Raw genomic sequence first — 16667 nt, 5'->3', positions numbered from 1 at the left:
TAATTGTTAGAGGAAAAGATGACTGAACTTAGCGCCCGCGAGATCGCTGGATACATTGACCACACCCTGCTGGCACCGAATGCCTCCCGGGAACAGATTGTCCAGATCTGCGATGAAGCCAAGAAGTACGAATTCAAGTCGGTGTGTGTGAACCCATTGTGGGTCTCCACGGTGGCTCGGGAGCTGGAAGGCTCAGACGTTTTGACCTGCTCGGTGATTGGTTTCCCTCTGGGAGCCTCGGCGACTGACACCAAGGTTTTTGAGACCAAGCATGCGGTGGCCGATGGTGCCAACGAAATCGACATGGTCATTGACATCGCCGCAGCGTTGCGTGGGGACCGTGACGCGTTGGTCAACGAGATCTTCGCGATTGCTCAGGCTGCTCATGAAGGTGGCGCGATCCTGAAGGTGATTATCGAAACCTGCCTGCTCACCGAGGAAGCTAAGGTTCTGGCCTGCGAGGCTGCCAAGGCTGCTGGTGCGGACTTTGTGAAGACGTCCACCGGGTTCTCCACCGGCGGCGCCACCGTTGAAGATGTGGCTTTGATGCGTCAAACCGTGGGCGCTGACATGGGCGTTAAGGCGTCCGGCGGGGTGCGTAGCGTAGAAACTGCGCGTGCCATGATCGCTGCTGGCGCTACCCGACTAGGTTCTAGCTCAGGAGTTGCTATCCTAGAAGGAGAGCAAAGCGGTTCCGGTTACTAGGACATCGCATCTATCTGTTTCCTCAAGGAGAAAAAGTGTACTCGAACGGCAAGAACACTGCCCATTCCGGTGAAGGCCGCCTTGTCGGCAACATCATCAATTTTGTAATCTTCTTCGTGATGTTCGCAGCCGGTGTCTACACCCTGGGCTACTGGGAATTGCACAACGCGTGGGTACCAACTCTGGTCGCTTTCGCACTGATGTTCCTAGCCTTCGCTATTCCGATGCACCTGATGGGTCGCGCAGATAAAGCTGAAGACTTGATTGCAGCCAGCGCTGCAGAACAGAAGTAACTAGAACTTCTTAGAGTTGGGGAGGCCCGTTGGGGCCTCCCCAACTCTGTGTTTAACCATGATTGCCACCCCGACTGCTGAGTACACATAAACTGAGCTCATGGACGAATTCTGGGAATCGCAGGTCGAGGCCTTCTGGAAAAACGGCGAAGGCAAAGATGCCGAGCAGCTTCGTAAAGAACTTGAGCAACTACTAGCTGGCATGGATCCCAAAGATCCTAGGGTGCTCTTTGAAATCGCTTCTCTTCACGATTTTTTGGGTGAGGAAGAGCAGGCAGTTGTGCCCTACCAACAAGCCTTGGATTCAGGATTGTCCGGGCAAAAACGAGAAGAAGCGCTCATCCAGCTGGCCAGCACCCAACGCAATCTAGGACAGTTCCATCAAGCCATTGGCCTGTTGCAGCAAATCCCCTCAACTTCTGAACTTCATGCCGATGCCCAAGGATTTCTCGCGTTGGCATTGCTGGACGCCGGTCACAGCACCGAAGCCGTACGCACGGCCGTCACCGCTTTGGCACCGCATACCCGGCTCTACGCACGAGCATTGACTGCCTACGCCCAGGACTTGTCCGTCCCGGGCGTAGCGCAGGCCTAATACAACACCAGCACAGTTACTGCGCGGCCGGGGCAGGTGTGGGTTCGAAGATGGCGTAGAGCAACTTCTCGGCCCACTCAAGAATCTCTTCATCCGCCAAGTCTCGTCCACCAATTGGCGAGGTCTTTGGCTTAGGCAGGAAGATCGAATTCAACGCCGGCTTGTTCGCTGCTCCCGGATAGAGACGTTCCAGACGTACCTGACGTGATGCCGGAAGGTCTTCAATCTTCGCTGGCGAGAGCTTGATGTTGTTACCAATCTGCTGGATGTCGTGCAGTCCCACGGCGCGGGCACGAATGCGTAGTGCTGCCACCCGTAAGAGGTTCTCTACTGGCTGTGGCAGCTTGCCATAACGGTCCACCAGTTCTTCTCGCACCTCGGCGAGCGCCTCATTGGTTTCTGCCGAAGCAATGTTACGGTAGGCCTCCAGACGCAGTCGCTCGCCGGGAACATAGTCATGCGGAAGATGAGCATTAACCGGCAGGTCAATTTTCATCTCAGTGGCTTCCTCTTCGCCTTCACCCTTGTAGTCGGCTACGGCTTCACCCACCAGTCGCAGGTACAAATCAAAACCCACGCCTGCGATGTGACCGGACTGTTCGCCGCCCAGTAGGTTACCGGCCCCTCGCAGTTCCAAGTCCTTCATCGCCAACTGGTATCCGGATCCGAGTTCATTGTGCGCTGCCACAGCTTTCAAGCGCTCCAAGGCGACTTCGCCCAAAGGCTTTTCAACGTCCCAGAGGAAGTAGGCGTAGGCGCGTTCACGTCCACGCCCTACTCGACCGCGCAACTGATGTAGCTGGGAGAGACCATAGTTATTGGCGCGGTCCACAATCAGCGTATTGGCGTTGGAGATATCCAGGCCAGTTTCAATAATGGTGGTGGAGACCAGAACATCGAACTTCTTTTCCCAGAAGTCTTGGATGATTCTTTCCAGCCGTGACTCACTCATCTTGCCGTGCGCCACTTCCACGCGAGCTTCCGGAACGAGTTCACGCAATTCAGCAGCCACACGTTCAATTGAGCTGACGCGGTTGTGCACGAAGAACACCTGCCCATCGCGCATTAGTTCTCGTTTGATCGCTGCGGAAATCTGCTTATCACTGCGCGGGCCAACGTAGGTCAGCACCGGGTGACGCTCTTCCGGTGGCGTGGCCAGGGTTGAGGTTTCACGGATGCCAGTCAGAGACATCTCCAAGGTACGCGGAATCGGGGTAGCACTCATGGCCAGCACGTCCACGTTGGTGCGCATCTTCTTGAGCTCTTCCTTATGCTCCACACCGAAGCGCTGTTCCTCGTCAATGATGACTAGACCCAAGTTTTTGAACTCAACGTTTTTTGAGAGCAGTCGGTGGGTACCGATGACAATGTCGACGCTGCCGTCTTTCAGCCCCGCCAGGATTTCCTTTGATTCCTTGGCAGTTTGGAAACGCGAAAGAGTCTTCACTCGCACCGGGAAGCCTGAATAACGTTCGGTGAAGGTCTGATAGTGCTGGGAGGCCAGCAGCGTGGTGGGCACCAGGACGGCGACCTGCTTGGAGTCTTGGACGGCTTTGAACGCGGCACGCACCGCGATTTCAGTCTTGCCGAAGCCGACGTCACCGGAAATCAGCCGGTCCATCGGAATTTCCTTCTCCATATCGGACTTCACCTCATTGATAGCGGTGAGCTGATCCGGAGTTTCAATGAACGCAAATGCTTCTTCAAGTTCGTTCTGCCATGGGGTGTCCTGACCGAAGGCATGTCCTCGGCTCGCCATGCGGGCCGAGTACAGCTTGATCAAATCCCCAGCAATTTCCTTGACCGCTTTGCGGGCCTTGGATTTGGTGCTGGCCCAATCCGAGCCGCCCATCTTGGAGAGAGTCGGAGCTTCGCCACCAACGTATCGGGTGACCATGTGCAGCTGATCCATGGGCACGAAGAGCCGGTCCCCCGGTGCCCCGCGTTTTGAGGACGCGTACTCCACGACAAGGTATTCGCGCTTGGCATCCTTGCCGGACCCATTGACCTTGCGCGCCATTAGTTCCACGAACTTACCGATGCCATGCTGCTCATGAACGATGAAGTCCCCTGCTTGAAGGCTCAAGGGGTCCACGGCATTACGCTTGCGCTTGACCGTGAGCTTGCGGCCCTTGCGGTTTGGGTAGGCGCTGGAGCGTCCCAGTAGATCAGCTTCGGTGAGCAACCCGAATTTGAGATCTTCAAAGACGAAGCCACGTCCGGCGGTGGCCTGAGTGATTTCAATCAGACCCGCAGTAGGCTCATGATCAATATTCTCTACACGGTGTGCAGGGATGCTAAATTCTGCGAACAACTCCGAGAGTCGCTGGGCCGGACCAGGCCCCTCGGTGGCCACAACAAATCGCCATTGATCTTTAACTCGTCCGGCGATGAATTCCATCATCGCTTCAATATCGCCTTGATATCCGTGAGGTTCTCTAGCCGGGATACGGATGGTTGAGGCACCTAGATCTAGCTCTTCATCCGCGCCCATGGCGGTGAGCGCCCACCAGGAGACCTTGGCTTCTTTAGCGTGCTCTAGGGTTTCGGCCAGTGAGGCGAAGTCGCCAGTGGCGAGTTTGCGTTCGGAGGTGGCGGTGTTCAAATCCAGTGGTGCGCTGGCTCCGTCTGAGGCTGAGGCCCAGGCTGCTGCCAAGAATTCTGCGTTGGTTGCATTGAGGTCTTGGGCCCGGGCACGCACCCGCTCAGGCTCCATGATCAGGGCAATGGATGACTCTGGCAACAGCGAGAGCAACGGAACCATCTTGTCGACCAGCAATGGTGCCAGCGATTCCATGCCTTCTACCGCGATACCACCAGCAATTTTGGTGAGCATTTCTTCGGCGGCCGGGAAATGGTTCTTCAGGTTTGCAGCCCGGCTCATGACCTGCGGGGTGATCAGCATTTCACGGCAAGGAGTGGCGATGATCTTTTGTGGCCCAGCATCATCGGTGGAACGCTGGTCTGCGATGGCGAAGTACCGCATGGAATCAATCTGGTCGCCAAAGAAATCGATACGCACCGGGTGATCAAGAGTTGGTGGGAACACGTCAATAATTCCGCCACGCACCGCGAATTCTCCGCGGTGCGTCACCATGTCGACGCGGGCGTACGCTGCCGCGGCAAGATCCTTGATGACTTGGTCGAAGCCAGGCTCTGCATCTAGTTCTAAGGTCACTGGACGGAGTTCACCCAGGCCGGCGACGAGGGGCTGAAGTACAGCACGAATAGGGGCAATGATGACGTTGAGGTTTTCGTCGCGGTTGTGAAGCCTACGCAAGACTTCCAGGCGGCGCCCTACGGTGTCACTGCGTGGTGAGAGGCGCTCGTGTGGCAGGGTTTCCCAAGAAGGGAATTCTGCAATCTGTTCTGCAGGAAGATAGGCGCCCAGTGAGCTGGAGACTTCCTCGGCTTCGCGTCCGGTCGCGGTGACAATGAGCGTCACCGAATCGTTGGTGCTTTCCTTGAGCGCTTGGCTGATATGCGCCGAGAGGATCGCGCGCATTCCTTGTGGTGCCGCGATCTCCAGCTCTTCGCTTCGTGTGGAGAAGCTGTTGGCTGCACTTTGACGGATTCGGCGGAAGGATGACTCCTCGCGCAGGAAGTCATGAAGTCCGTTCAGGCTCATGGGGATTTCGTATCCTCTCGGGCAGGCGCTTGGGGCAGTAGGCTCAGTGCTCAATGCGAGCCGAAACGACACCACGAACACCGACCGCAAATTTTTTCCGCGGCCGGCTCAACGCCAATATGTTGTTTTTGGGTGCAGTCCTAGCCTACCTAATACATCCCACCGGATAGGGTTAATACTGTCCGTCTCCGGGCAAGCAATTACTGCCTGCCCGGCCAGCAAAATTTCCAGATTGGGATAAGCTTTCATGGCATTGAATGCAAGCACTCAGATCGGCCACCCTGCCCAGCAGGTCATCGCTACCTTGAGCGATCGTGGCTTCGCCGATCACCTGACCAAGGTTGCCAACGGCACTTTGACTGAATTCACCGTAGATGGCGATATCGCTGGTGCCTTCACCCTCACCACGGTCCGTTCGGTGCCTACCGATCGTGTCCCCGACATTGCCCGCAAGTTTGTTGGGTCGTCCATCGAGGTCACCCAGGTAGAAAAGTGGAGCGCCCCGGATGCTGCCGGTAGCCGTACTGCCAACGTACAGATCACCGTTGGCGGTGTCCCAGTGACGGTGAGCGGAACCGAGCAGTTGACCGCTCAGGGTGACGTCTCCGAATTCGCCGTAGACGCCAAGGTTTCCTCGTCGATTCCTTTCATCGGTGGCAAGTTGGCTTCCGCCGCTGAGCCATACATTGGCAAGGCTCTGAACCTGCAGGCAGCTCAGGTCAACGCTTGGCTTTCAAAGTAAGCTTGTTGATCTTCAAAGCTTGAGCTACCCCAAGTCCCCGGATGTGCGATTCTTCGCAATAATTCCGGGGATTTGTGGTCCACAGCACGAATCGCGATAGGGTGGACACTGGTGTGCCGGGAAGTCTGGTCGGCGTGAATTGTTCATTTAACGAAGTAAGCGAGTTCCACGCATGACCCACACTCCTCCTTCCGGTTCTGGAAAGAACCTGTTTTCACGCCCAAGCTACAAAGAATCGGTGCGCATCGGTGACATCCTGCGCAAAGAAACCGTCGGTGGCATGGTGCTTATCGCCGGTGCATTGTTAGCCCTTGTTTGGGCCAATACTCCCCTGCGCGATTCATATTTTGCGTTGCGTGATTTTCACTTTGGCCCCACCCTATTCGGGGTTGATCTGAATCTGTCCATTGGTCACTGGGCCGCAGACGCACTGCTGGCGGTGTTCTTCTTCCTCACCGGTCTCGAGCTGAAAAAAGAATTTGTCATCGGCGACCTGCACAACATCAAAACTGCTGCCGTACCGGTGACGGCTGCCTTTGGTGGGGTGCTGGTACCGGCCCTAATTTTCACCGGCGTTGCTGCCAGCTCCGGAGGCGGCGAGCTTCTGCGTGGCTGGGCCATTCCGACAGCGACCGACATCGCCTTTGCGGTGGCGGTCCTCGCGGTGATTGGTTCCGCGCTTCCCACTGCGTTGCGCATCTTCCTGCTGACGTTGGCAGTTGTCGATGACCTGATCGCCATCGTCATCATTGCTGTTGTTTTCACTGATGAACTCAAGTTTGCCTACTTGGGTCTGGCGCTAATCCCCATCATTCTCTTTACTGTTCTGGCACGTTACTGTGGAAAGTTCTTCGCAAAGTACGCCTGGGCCGCTTGGATCATCCTGTTGCCACTGGGCATCATTACATGGATCTTTGTCTTCGGTTCGGGTATCCACGCCACCATCGCCGGTGTCGTTCTGGGCTTCTGTGTTCCGGTGAAGCGCACCGATGGACGTGAAGGTATCGGCCTGGCCGAACAGTTTGAACACCGTTTCCGCCCGCTGTCATCAGGGATCTGCATCCCAATCTTTGCATTCTTTGCCGCCGGGGTGACGGTGGTTTCTTCGGATCCCAACAGCGGAAATGTCCTAACTGATCCGGTCTTCTGGGGCATTGTGATCGGATTGGTCGCCGGTAAACCCATCGGCATCATGGGCTCCACCTGGCTGTTGACCAAGTTCACTAAGGCTTCACTGGATAAGGATGCCCGTTGGGGCGATCTTCTGGGCGTCACTTTGCTGGCAGGCATCGGGTTCACCGTTTCATTGCTGGTCTCCGAGCTGTCTTTCGGTCTGGAATCCCCGCACTACGAGCATGCCAAGGTGGCCATTCTCAGTGGTTCCTTTATAGCTGCCATCCTCGGTGCTCTCTGGCTGGTACCGCGCAACCGCCGCTACAAGGCGATCAACGAGCGTGAGACTCGCGATGAGGACCATGACGGAATTCCTGACGTCTATCAGCAGGACAACAACAGCTAGGTTTCAGGGACAGCTAACTGACCGTAAATAAGAGTCCCTAAACGGCTGTGGCGCTTGCCTTCCAGATGGAAGGCAAGCGCCACAGTTCTATGTCAGTCAGTTACTTGTTCGCACCAAGCATCGCTGCTTCAGCGGCGACCCAAGCCAACATTGCGCACTTGACGCGTGCAGGGAACTTGGAGACGCCCACGAAGGCTGCAGCGTCTTCTAGTACTTCTTCGTCTGGTTCGAAGGTTCCCTTCGAACGCATCATCTCGCGGAAGATCTCCAACTTGTCCAAGAATTCACTCTTGGTCATCTCTGGAAGCATTTCGCTGAGCACGGAGGCTGAAGCCATGGAGATGGAACAGCCATCACCTTCCCAGCTCATCGCCTCGAAATGATCATTGTCATCCAACGCGACTCGTACGCGAATCTGGTCACCACAAATAGGGTTGTGCTGGTGGGATTCACCGTGCAAAACTCCTGGGCCAACCTCTACGAGTGGCGATCCAATACGACGCTTGGAATGATCCAAGATAACTTGCTGATACAGCTGATCTAATTCGTTCATTTAGACTCCAAAGTATTCACGCACGGAGCCCAAAGCATCTAGCAATGCCTTGATGTCTTCTTCCGTGTTGTATAGATAAGTGCTGGCACGCGTGGTGGCGGTAACGCCCAGGGCGCGGTGCAATGGCTGAGCGCAGTGGTGGCCTACGCGCACGGCGATACCGCGCGAATCCAAGTACTGTCCCACATCGTGCGGGTGTACGCCGATGACTTCGAAAGGTACAGTGCCGATGCGTCGGATATCCTTGGGACCGAAGACGCGGATGCCTTCAATCTGGGACAGGCCCTCATACAAGAGGGCACCGAGGTGTTCTTCCCACTGAGCAATGCGCTCCATGCCAATTTCTTGCAGGTAACTCACCGCAGTGGCCAGAGCATGGGTCTGGGAGATGCGCTGGGTTCCGGCTTCGAAGCGCTGCGGAGCGGGAAGGAATTCTGCGTGTTCCATATCGACAACGGTGATCATTGATCCGCCGGTGAGGAATGGTGGCATGGCGTTGAGTAGTTCTTCGCGCCCGTAAAGTGCGCCGATACCGGTTGGTCCGAGCATCTTGTGCCCGGAGAAAGCCATGAAATCAACGTCTAGTGCTTTGACGTCTACCGGTAGGTGCGGAACAGACTGGCACCCGTCCAAGACGGTCAGTGCGCCCACCTTGCGGGCTGCGTCAACGAAGCGCTGTGTATCGGTGATGGTCCCCAACACGTTCGAGACGTGGGTGAAAGCGACCAGCTTGGTCTTTTCGGTGACCAACTCATCAAGCAGGTCATAACGCAGCGCTCCCTCATCGTCCACTGGAACATAGCGCAGGGTCGCGCCGGTGCGGAAAGCTAGTTCCTGCCAAGGGATGAGGTTAGCGTGGTGCTCAATTTCGGTCGTGAGAATTTCATCGCCCGGACCAATGCGGAAGCGTGCTGCCTCATCTCCCCCGCGCCCCAAAGAGGCATTGGAGATTGAGTAGCTGATCAGGTTCAGCGCTTCGGTAGCGTTAGAGGTCCACACCAGCTCATTGGTTCGAGCGCCAATGAATTTAGCTACGGTCTCGCGGGCTTCCTCATAAAGTTCGGTAGCTTCTACGGCGAGGGTGTGAGCACCACGGTGAACAGCTGCGTTGGCGTTCTCATAGAAGTGTTGTTCTGCCTCGTAAACGCAGCGAGGCTTCTGACTGGTGGCTCCTGAGTCCAAGTACACGACGTCGGTACCGTTGACTTGGTGCTCCAGAATCTCAAAATCTGCCTTGATGCGCTGAACCTCAACGGCACTGAGCGATACCTGAGCTTCTGGCTGACCGGTCATCGTCTGCACGTGGTCCTCCGAATAATTGTCATGAGTTGCCTAGTAAGCGACGCAATCAAGCGATGCCACTGGATTAGGCAAGGTGTACATTGGGTAATTATTCCACTACTGGCCAAGAAGCACATCTAAGTTTGGCCTTAGTAAGTAACGCCTCAACCCGGACGTATTTAACGAGCCAAGGACCACGGAGAGCTAACCAGCCCATCCCGTGATCCTTGAGAACTTATTCTTCGCACGTTGCAGTCAACGTGTGAGGAGTCAGCTTGTATGAAATTTAGTTTGTGCAGCTTCGAGGCCCGAGCTCATTACTAGCTCTACCGCGTCGGCACAGTTATCAATCAAGAACGGAAGCTCCTGCTTCTCGGTCTTGGAGAAATCTTGCAAGACCCATTTGGCCGTGTCCATGCGCCCAGGTGGGCGCCCAACACCGGCACGAACCCGAAGATAGTCTTTGGAGCCCATCGCCTTGGAGATATCGCGCAGGCCGTTGTGGCCGCCTTCTCCGCCACCACGTTTGAGCTTGATGGTGTCAAAAGGAATATCGATCTCATCGTGCACCACGATCAGATTCTCGACTCCGATTCCGAAGAACTTTGCAGCGTTCGCTACCGGGCCACCGGAAAGGTTCATGTAAACCATCGGTTTGGCCAACACGACTCGTGGACCGCCAATGCCCATGCGTCCTTCAACGATCTGTGATCGCGAAGAGTGGGTTTTGAATTTCGAGCCGATCCGGTTGGCCAGCTCATCGAGCACCATCTGCCCGATATTGTGTCTATTGCCAGCGTAGCCGGACCCGGGATTCCCGAGTCCGGCTACGAGCCAAGTGCCATCACTCATGATGCTTAGCTAAAACCTAGTTCGCTGGAATTAGGCAGCGACCAACAGGTCCAGGTGATCAACGGTGCGGTTCAGCGCGTGGATCTGGATGTCCTTGATGGTGGTCTTTACGGTCTTGCCTTCGATGTTCAGAACCAGTTCAACACCGCGGTCACGAACGGCCAGGGTGGTTTCGCGAGCTGGAAGCAGAACGTGCTGTGGCTCGGAGCCTGCACCGTAAACTACTGCTGGGATCTGGCCGTCGCGGCGAGCCTGACGAGCAGCGCCCTTACCGAAATCGCTACGTACAACGGCGTCAAGGTTGACAGATGCCATGATAATTCTCCTTAGGAAATGAATGCTTCGTTAAGGCCCTTGCGTGGACTCGGGAAGCATCCAACATCTAAGAGATGAAAGAGCTTGTCCGGCCTTGTCGATAACGGTCCCACCATCGCTGGTGTTTCCCTCGCCTGGGCACAGTCAACAATTCTACCAGTTGAACTCCCCAGCGAGAAAACCTGTAGCGAACACCACTTCTGTCTTCATCGTCATGCTGGTTGTTGGAAAATGAACGTGTCTCTTGGGGCAAACTCATATCTTTCGTCGCAACGATATCCCCTCAGCCACGGAACCGAGTCAACGACTCTCAAATAGAATCCCTTGGGGTAATCGTCATCCCCAAGAATTGGCGAGGCAATGGTCAGTGAATCTGCCGGTTTCATGCCGGCGCTCAGCGTGGAATTCCCCGACGATTCCTGGTCGAGGTGGACCAGACGTAGGTATGGGCCGGTGATTATAGGACAAAGGTCTAGGCCCACGTGCCGGGCTCTAGCGTAAATCTGCGGCAAGGTTCCGCCATCGGGCAGCCCTAGGGCTTTGACACTGCAGCTGAGCAAATTTATTTTCATCGGTACACAAGCCTGTGCAAAGTCCGAATGCAGCAATAGCTGCTGAGCGTGGGCATTGAGTTCTACGCCGGAGGCATCCAACCGCAGCATAATTTCTTCACGGTCTAGACTGCCAATTTCTATTGTCAGCGGATCCACGTGAACCTTCTTTGCGAGCCCGGACTACTTCTTCGTGCAAGACTCACTCTATGACATCTGACACGAACCTGATTCTCATCGGCCCGGCGGCCAGCGGAAAGTCGACTCTCGGCGCGATCCTGGCTAATGAACTTCAAATGCAGTTCGTAGACCTCGACGAGGTCAGTACGCCGTATTACGAGGAAGTCGGCTGGAGCATCACGCGCCTGGTGGAGCACATTGAAAAGGTAGGGCGTGTAGCAGCCGAACGTGACTGGGAAATTGCACGAGCGCATGCTGTCTCGCGGGCCATGGCCGACTTTCCCAAAGCAGTTATTGCGTTTGGCGCCGGCCACGCTTCCTACTGTGAAGCACAGCTCGCCCAGCAAGTCGCTCAAGCCCTGAAGTCAGTCGAGCATGTAGTTTTTGTCGAACCCTGCTCAGATCGCACCACATCGCTGCAGATCCTTCGCGAACGTTCGATTGCTTCCAAAAACACCGACTGGATTCGAGAGTCCCATGATTTTCTGGCGCAGTGGCTCGATGACCCGTTCACCAGAATGCTTGCTACCACCACGCTGTACACCGAGGGAGAATCACCACAGCAGTCCGCGCAGCGGCTACTTGCAGAGCTTCACCTAGCACCGGTATCACCTACCGATTTTTGAGCCGTTAATGACCAAGAGGCCGGAACCATTGCTGGTACCGGCCTCTCGGCGATTGCGAAACGAGGGCTGCTAGGCGCGGCCGTCAAACAGGTTCGTGACCGAACCGTCGTGGAACACTTCCGAGATCGCCCGAGCGATCGTTGGAGCAATCGAAAGAACGGTCAGGTTCTCAAAACGCTTCTCTTCTGGGATTGGCAGGGTGTTGGTAACAACAACCTCGCGAGCACCACATTCTGCCAAACGCTGGGCAGCTGGATCCGAGAAGACCGCGTGGGTCGCGGCGATGATGACATCCTTGGCGCCAGCTTCCTTCAGCACGCGCACTGCGCCTGCGATGGTTCCGCCGGTGTCAATCATGTCGTCAATCAGGATCGCGGTGCGGCCTTCAACCTGGCCAACCACGGTCTTGGACTCAGCCTGGTTCGGCACGGTCAAGTCGCGGGACTTGTGTACGAAGGCCAGTGGTGCGCCACCCAAGCGATCTGCCCACTGCTCAGCCACGCGAACGCGACCGGTGTCAGGGGACACCACGGTGACTTCGTTGACGTCTACCTTCGACTTGATGTAGTCAGCCAGCAGCGGGAAGCCGAAGAGGTGGTCAACCGGGCCATCGAAGAAGCCCTGGATCTGCGCGGTGTGCAGATCACAGGAGATCACACGGTCAGCACCTGCGGTCTTGAACAGGTCAGCGACCAGGCGTGCCGAGATGGGCTCGCGGCCACGGCCCTTCTTGTCCTGACGTGCGTATGGGTAGAACGGTGCCACCACGGTGATGCGACGGGCCGAAGCACGCTTCATCGAGTCGATCATGATCAGCTGTTCCATCAGCCAGTTGTTCAGCGGCGCTGGGTAGGACTGCAGCAGGAAGACATCCTTGCCGCGTACCGACTCATCCGAGCGAACGTAGATCTCGCCGTTGGCGAAGTCATAGGCGTTCAGCGGCAGCAGGTCGGTGCCCAGTTCCTTGGCGACCTCGGCTGCTAGTTCCGGGTGGGCGCGACCGCTGGCCAGCACCAGCTCTTTGTCGACGTTATGGCGGATTTCACTCATGGGGTATGCTTTCTCGCTCGCTTCGCTATCACGTATGAGGTTGTTGTCGAGGAAATTAAGTCCGGGGCCGGATTACTCGGTGCCCGAGGAATTCAGGGAGGACTTGAATGCGGCGTCAGCCGAAGGGGTACCTGGGCGCTTTTCAAGCGTCCAACCCTCAGTATTGCGCTGCGGAGCCACAGACAGTGCCAGAGCACCGGCCGGGACGTTCTTGCGGACGACGGCGCCTGCACCAGTGTATGCGCCATCCCCGATTTCAACTGGGGCGATAAACACAGTGTTGGAGCTGGTGCGCACATGCGAACCGATCTTGGTCCGGTGCTTCTTTTCACCATCGTAATTCGCGGTGATATTGCCACACCCGATGTTGGTGAATTCACCGATTTCAGCATCCCCGGCGTAGCCGAGGTGCGAGAGCTTGGAGCCACGACCAATCGTGACATTTTTGGTTTCGTAGAAGGCACCGATCTTGCCGTCGGTGCCCAGTTCGGTACCTGGACGCAGGTAAGCGAATGGACCCACCGAGGCACCCTCAGAAATCCGAGAGTCCGTGGCGTCGGTGCGCTTGACGGTGGCACGCTGGCCGACCACAACATTGGTCAGGGTGGTGTCTGGGCCAACAACAGCATTGTCACCAATGATGGTGGTACCGTGCAGCTGGGTTCCTGGCTTGAGCGTCGCGTCACGGCCAATGATGACTTCGGCGTCAATCCAGGTGGTGGCTGGATCAACGATGGTCACGCCTTCGCGCATCCAGAATTCGGTCTTGCGCTGGTTGTAGATGCGGGCCAAGTTAGAAACCTGAACGCGGTCATTCGCGCCCTCAATCTGCCAGCGGTCAGCAATCTGTGAAGAAGCAACTCGTCCGTCGCGTGCACGGGCGATAGCCAGCACGTCGGTCAGGTACATTTCGCCCTGGGCGTTCTCGGTGGTGACTTCGGTCAGCGCCGAACGCAGCATCTTGGCGTCAAAAGCGTAGATCCCGGAGTTGATTTCCTTGATCAGCAGTTCTTCTGCCGAAGCGTCCTTCTGCTCGCGAATGCCAGCGACATCGCCGTTCTCATCACGCAGAATTCGGCCGTAGCCATTAGGGTCATCCAGCGAGGTGGTCAAGACGGTGACCGAGTTGCCGTTGGCCTCGTGGGTGGTGACCAAATCCTGCAGGACTTCGCTGGTGAGCAATGGCACATCGCCATAGGTCACCACGACGGTACCTTCAAGGCTTGGATCCAGTGCGTCCAGCCCCTGTTGGACCGCGCGGCCGGTGCCTGGGATCTCATCCTGATCGGCAATGGTGATGGATGGGAACTGGCTAAGAATGTGCTCGGCAACCAGATCACGCTGGTGGCGAACCACGGCCACAAGATTCTTTGGCTGCAGGGCCGAGGCAGCATGAAGTGCGTGAGCAATCATGGAGCGACCTGCGATTTCATGCATGATCTTCGGTTTAGCCGACTTCATCCGAGTACCAGCCCCGGCGGCGAGGACGATGACAGCTACTGGTGCATTGACCTGATCGCTCAAGTGCGTTCTCCTGCAGTTTAGATTCAAGGTTTTGGGCAGAGAAGAAAAACCCTTAGACAAGTCTAACGTGCACAACGCACAAGGCTGAACTGCTTAAAGAATAAAAGCGCCACTTGCGTGGCGCTCTATCGATGGTTCCGCCCCTAGGATTCGAACCTAGAATGCACAGCTCCAAAGGCTGGCGTGTTGCCATTACACCAGGGCGGAAAATGGCTTATGCAGGTCATCCCCCACAAGCACGCTAATTATTCTGCCATGTTCGGCCCCCTTGAGTGAAATCGAAAACACCTCAACTTATAAAGTGCTGTTCATTGACCCCACGACGACCCATGATCCACCTCGATTTGCACCCGGAACGTAAAATGGAAATCGTGGCTCATTTACTCGGGGGCGAAGCCCTACATCTGGAATATCCCACCCATACCGTCTTCGACTCGGTGACCATCGGCATCTCCGATGGAGACCGTATCGGCCTGGTGGGACGCAATGGCGAAGGAAAATCCTCGCTTCTCGGCATGCTCTCGGGCAAGATCGAGCCCAATTCCGGACGGGTCACCCTGCGTAATGGCCTGCGCGTAGGCGTACTAGACCAGTCCGACACCTTGGACCCAGAAGCCACCGTGCATTACAGCGTGGTGGGCGAGATGGAAGACCATGAATGGGCGGGCGAAGCGAGAATTCGCGACATTATTTCTGGCCTGGTTGCTGACCTCGATTGGGAAGCCACCGTTGGCACCCTTTCCGGTGGGCAGCGCCGCCGTGTCGCATTGGCAGCCCTTTTGGTTCAGGACTGGGACGTCATCATCCTTGACGAGCCCACCAACCATTTAGATGTTGAGGGTATCTCTTGGCTGGCAGAACACATTAATAAGCGTTGGTCCAAAAACGCTGGCGGTCTGATGGTTGTCACTCACGACCGTTGGTTCCTTGACGCGGTCTGCACCACCACCTGGGAAGTACACGACCGTATCGTTGAGCCTTTTGAAGGTGGCTACGCCGCCTATGTTCTGCAACGTGTGGAGCGTGACCGCATCGCCGCAGTGACTGAAAACAAACGTCAAAACATGATGAAGAAGGAACTGGCATGGTTGCGCCGTGGCGCTCCGGCACGTACCTCAAAGCCTAAGTTCCGTATTGAAGCTGCCAATCAGCTCATCGCCGATGTACCACCAGCCCGCAATCCGCTGGAACTGCAGAAGATGGCAACGAGCCGATTGGGCAAGGATGTCATCGACCTGTTGGATACCGAGGTGTCATTTGGCTCCAAACAGGTACTCAAGCCTTTTACCTGGCGCATCGGTCCTGGCGAACGCACCGGTCTGCTCGGCGCCAATGGTGCCGGCAAATCCACCCTGCTCGGATTGATTGCCGGAACTGTTGAACCCACGGGTGGCAAGATCAAGCGCGGCCAGACCGTAAAGCTGGCGGTGCTTGATCAGCAGTTCCGTGAGCTGGAAACGATTGGTCAGGACAAGGTTCGTGAAGTCCTGGCCCGTTATCGCACCACCTTCAATGTTGATGGTAAGGATCTGACCCCTGCCCAGCTGTTGGAACGTTTGGGCTTCTCATCGGCACACCTGTCCACCAAGGTCAGTGAGCTTTCCGGCGGTCAACGCCGGCGTCTTCAGCTACTGATGATCTTGATGGATGAACCGAATGTCATGATCCTTGACGAGCCGACCAACGATGTTGATACCGACATGTTGGCAGCTCTCGAAGACCTCTTAGATTCATGGCCGGGCACGCTCATTGTTGTTTCCCACGACCGTTATCTCCTTGAACGCGTCACCGACCAGCAATACGCAATCCTTGGTGGACACTTCCGCCATGTACCAGGCGGCGTGGATGAGTACCTCAAGCTGCGTGCCGCTCAGGGTTCCACCGGTGGCTCGAACCCTTCGCAGTCGCAAAGTGATACGGCTACGGCCAAGCCTGCAGGTCCGTCGGGGGCCGAGCTTCGAGCAGCCCAAAAAGAGTTGAACGCCAATGAGCGCAAGGTGTCGCAGCTGAACGAAAAGATCGCTAAGGTCCACGCCAAAATGGCCGATCACGACCAAAGTGATTATGAGGGTTTGGGCAAGTTCACCGCGGAAATCGATGAATATCAGGCTCAGATCGATGAGCTGGAAGAACGTTGGCTAGAGCTCACGGAATTACTTGAGTAACCCACGTTCGAAGTGCACGACTTCTTAGTAGGCCCGGAACCAACATGGTTCCGGGCCTACGTCGCATTTAGCCGGCAGTGCCATAAAT

At 56.2% G+C, this 16667-nt stretch carries 14 protein-coding genes, 1 tRNA gene and 1 pseudogene; 7 read left to right on the top strand and 9 right to left on the bottom strand.

Annotated features, from left to right (window positions below):
- Nucleotides 1-18: 18 nt before the first annotated feature.
- From deoC to QMQ05_RS03895, 3 genes are all read left to right on the top strand, one after another.
- Complete coding sequence (gene deoC / locus QMQ05_RS03905) at nt 19-705, top strand: deoxyribose-phosphate aldolase (RefSeq protein ID WP_345473169.1); 687 nt, start codon at nt 19-21, stop codon at nt 703-705.
- A gap of 35 nt (nt 706-740) precedes the next feature.
- The gene (locus QMQ05_RS03900; protein WP_345473168.1) at nt 741-998 is read left to right on the top strand and encodes a hypothetical protein; all 258 of its coding nucleotides are present in this window, start codon (nt 741-743) and stop codon (nt 996-998) included.
- Between the two features lie 100 nt (nt 999-1098).
- Entirely contained in the window at nt 1099-1593 is a 495-nt protein-coding gene (locus QMQ05_RS03895) for a tetratricopeptide repeat protein (RefSeq protein WP_334122477.1), read from the top strand.
- Between the two features lie 16 nt (nt 1594-1609).
- Here QMQ05_RS03895 and mfd read toward each other — a convergent pair whose 3' ends face one another.
- Nucleotides 1610-5221: a transcription-repair coupling factor gene (mfd, locus tag QMQ05_RS03890; RefSeq protein ID WP_345473165.1), complete on the bottom strand. Its 3612-nt coding sequence runs from the start codon at nt 5219-5221 to the stop codon at nt 1610-1612.
- A 247-nt stretch (nt 5222-5468) separates the two neighbouring features.
- Between mfd and QMQ05_RS03885 the strand changes: the two genes are divergently transcribed.
- Together QMQ05_RS03885 and nhaA are read left to right on the top strand one after the other, a co-directional pair.
- A complete protein-coding gene (locus QMQ05_RS03885) occupies nt 5469-5963 on the top strand; it encodes a DUF2505 domain-containing protein (protein WP_345473164.1) in 495 nt (164 codons plus the stop codon).
- Nucleotides 5964-6135: 172 nt separating this feature from the next.
- Nucleotides 6136-7482, top strand: a complete 1347-nt coding sequence (nhaA, locus tag QMQ05_RS03880; RefSeq protein WP_345473162.1) for a Na+/H+ antiporter NhaA — start codon at nt 6136-6138, stop codon at nt 7480-7482.
- Nucleotides 7483-7582: 100 nt separating this feature from the next.
- Here nhaA and sufU read toward each other — a convergent pair whose 3' ends face one another.
- The 5 genes and pseudogenes from sufU to QMQ05_RS03855 form a co-directional block, all read right to left on the bottom strand.
- Nucleotides 7583-8035, bottom strand: coding sequence for a Fe-S cluster assembly sulfur transfer protein SufU (sufU, locus tag QMQ05_RS03875; RefSeq protein WP_334122481.1), 453 nt, complete (start codon nt 8033-8035; stop codon nt 7583-7585).
- Nucleotides 8036-9328 (bottom strand): SufS family cysteine desulfurase, encoded by a 1293-nt coding sequence (locus tag QMQ05_RS03870; protein ID WP_345474621.1) that lies wholly within the window; start codon nt 9326-9328, stop codon nt 8036-8038.
- Between the two features lie 258 nt (nt 9329-9586).
- The gene (gene pth / locus QMQ05_RS03865; RefSeq protein WP_345473160.1) at nt 9587-10168 is read right to left on the bottom strand and encodes an aminoacyl-tRNA hydrolase; all 582 of its coding nucleotides are present in this window, start codon (nt 10166-10168) and stop codon (nt 9587-9589) included.
- Nucleotides 10169-10210: 42 nt separating this feature from the next.
- Nucleotides 10211-10483 (bottom strand): annotated as a pseudogene (locus QMQ05_RS03860) (50S ribosomal protein L25); the annotation flags it as partial.
- A 212-nt stretch (nt 10484-10695) separates the two neighbouring features.
- Entirely contained in the window at nt 10696-11193 is a 498-nt protein-coding gene (locus QMQ05_RS03855; protein WP_345473158.1) for a hypothetical protein, read from the bottom strand.
- 50 nt (nt 11194-11243) lie between these two features.
- On the opposite strand from QMQ05_RS03855, the gene QMQ05_RS03850 reads away from it, so the two are divergent.
- On the top strand, nt 11244-11840 hold the full coding sequence (locus QMQ05_RS03850; RefSeq protein ID WP_345473157.1) for a shikimate kinase: 597 nt from the start codon (nt 11244-11246) through the stop codon (nt 11838-11840).
- Nucleotides 11841-11909: 69 nt separating this feature from the next.
- Here QMQ05_RS03850 and QMQ05_RS03845 read toward each other — a convergent pair whose 3' ends face one another.
- The 3 genes from QMQ05_RS03845 to QMQ05_RS03835 all read right to left on the bottom strand — a co-directional run bounded on the left by QMQ05_RS03845 (nt 11910) and on the right by QMQ05_RS03835 (nt 14621).
- Nucleotides 11910-12890, bottom strand: a complete 981-nt coding sequence (locus tag QMQ05_RS03845; protein ID WP_058255387.1) for a ribose-phosphate diphosphokinase — start codon at nt 12888-12890, stop codon at nt 11910-11912.
- Nucleotides 12891-12962: 72 nt separating this feature from the next.
- Nucleotides 12963-14414 carry a bifunctional UDP-N-acetylglucosamine diphosphorylase/glucosamine-1-phosphate N-acetyltransferase GlmU gene (gene glmU / locus QMQ05_RS03840; protein WP_345473154.1) on the bottom strand — a complete coding sequence of 484 codons (1452 nt, stop codon included), beginning with the start codon at nt 14412-14414 and terminating at the stop codon, nt 12963-12965.
- A gap of 132 nt (nt 14415-14546) precedes the next feature.
- A tRNA-Gln gene (locus QMQ05_RS03835) sits at nt 14547-14621 on the bottom strand.
- 164 nt (nt 14622-14785) lie between these two features.
- Between QMQ05_RS03835 and QMQ05_RS03830 the strand changes: the two genes are divergently transcribed.
- Nucleotides 14786-16579: an ABC-F family ATP-binding cassette domain-containing protein gene (locus tag QMQ05_RS03830; protein WP_345473152.1), complete on the top strand. Its 1794-nt coding sequence runs from the start codon at nt 14786-14788 to the stop codon at nt 16577-16579.
- Nucleotides 16580-16667 lie beyond the last annotated feature (88 nt).

The organism is Glutamicibacter sp. B1 (assembly GCF_039602135.1).
GTDB classification, from domain to species: domain Bacteria; phylum Actinomycetota; class Actinomycetes; order Actinomycetales; family Micrococcaceae; genus Glutamicibacter; species Glutamicibacter ectropisis.
The sequence above is the reverse complement of the archived record's forward strand: the minus strand, read 5'-3'. Positions and strand labels throughout refer to the sequence as shown.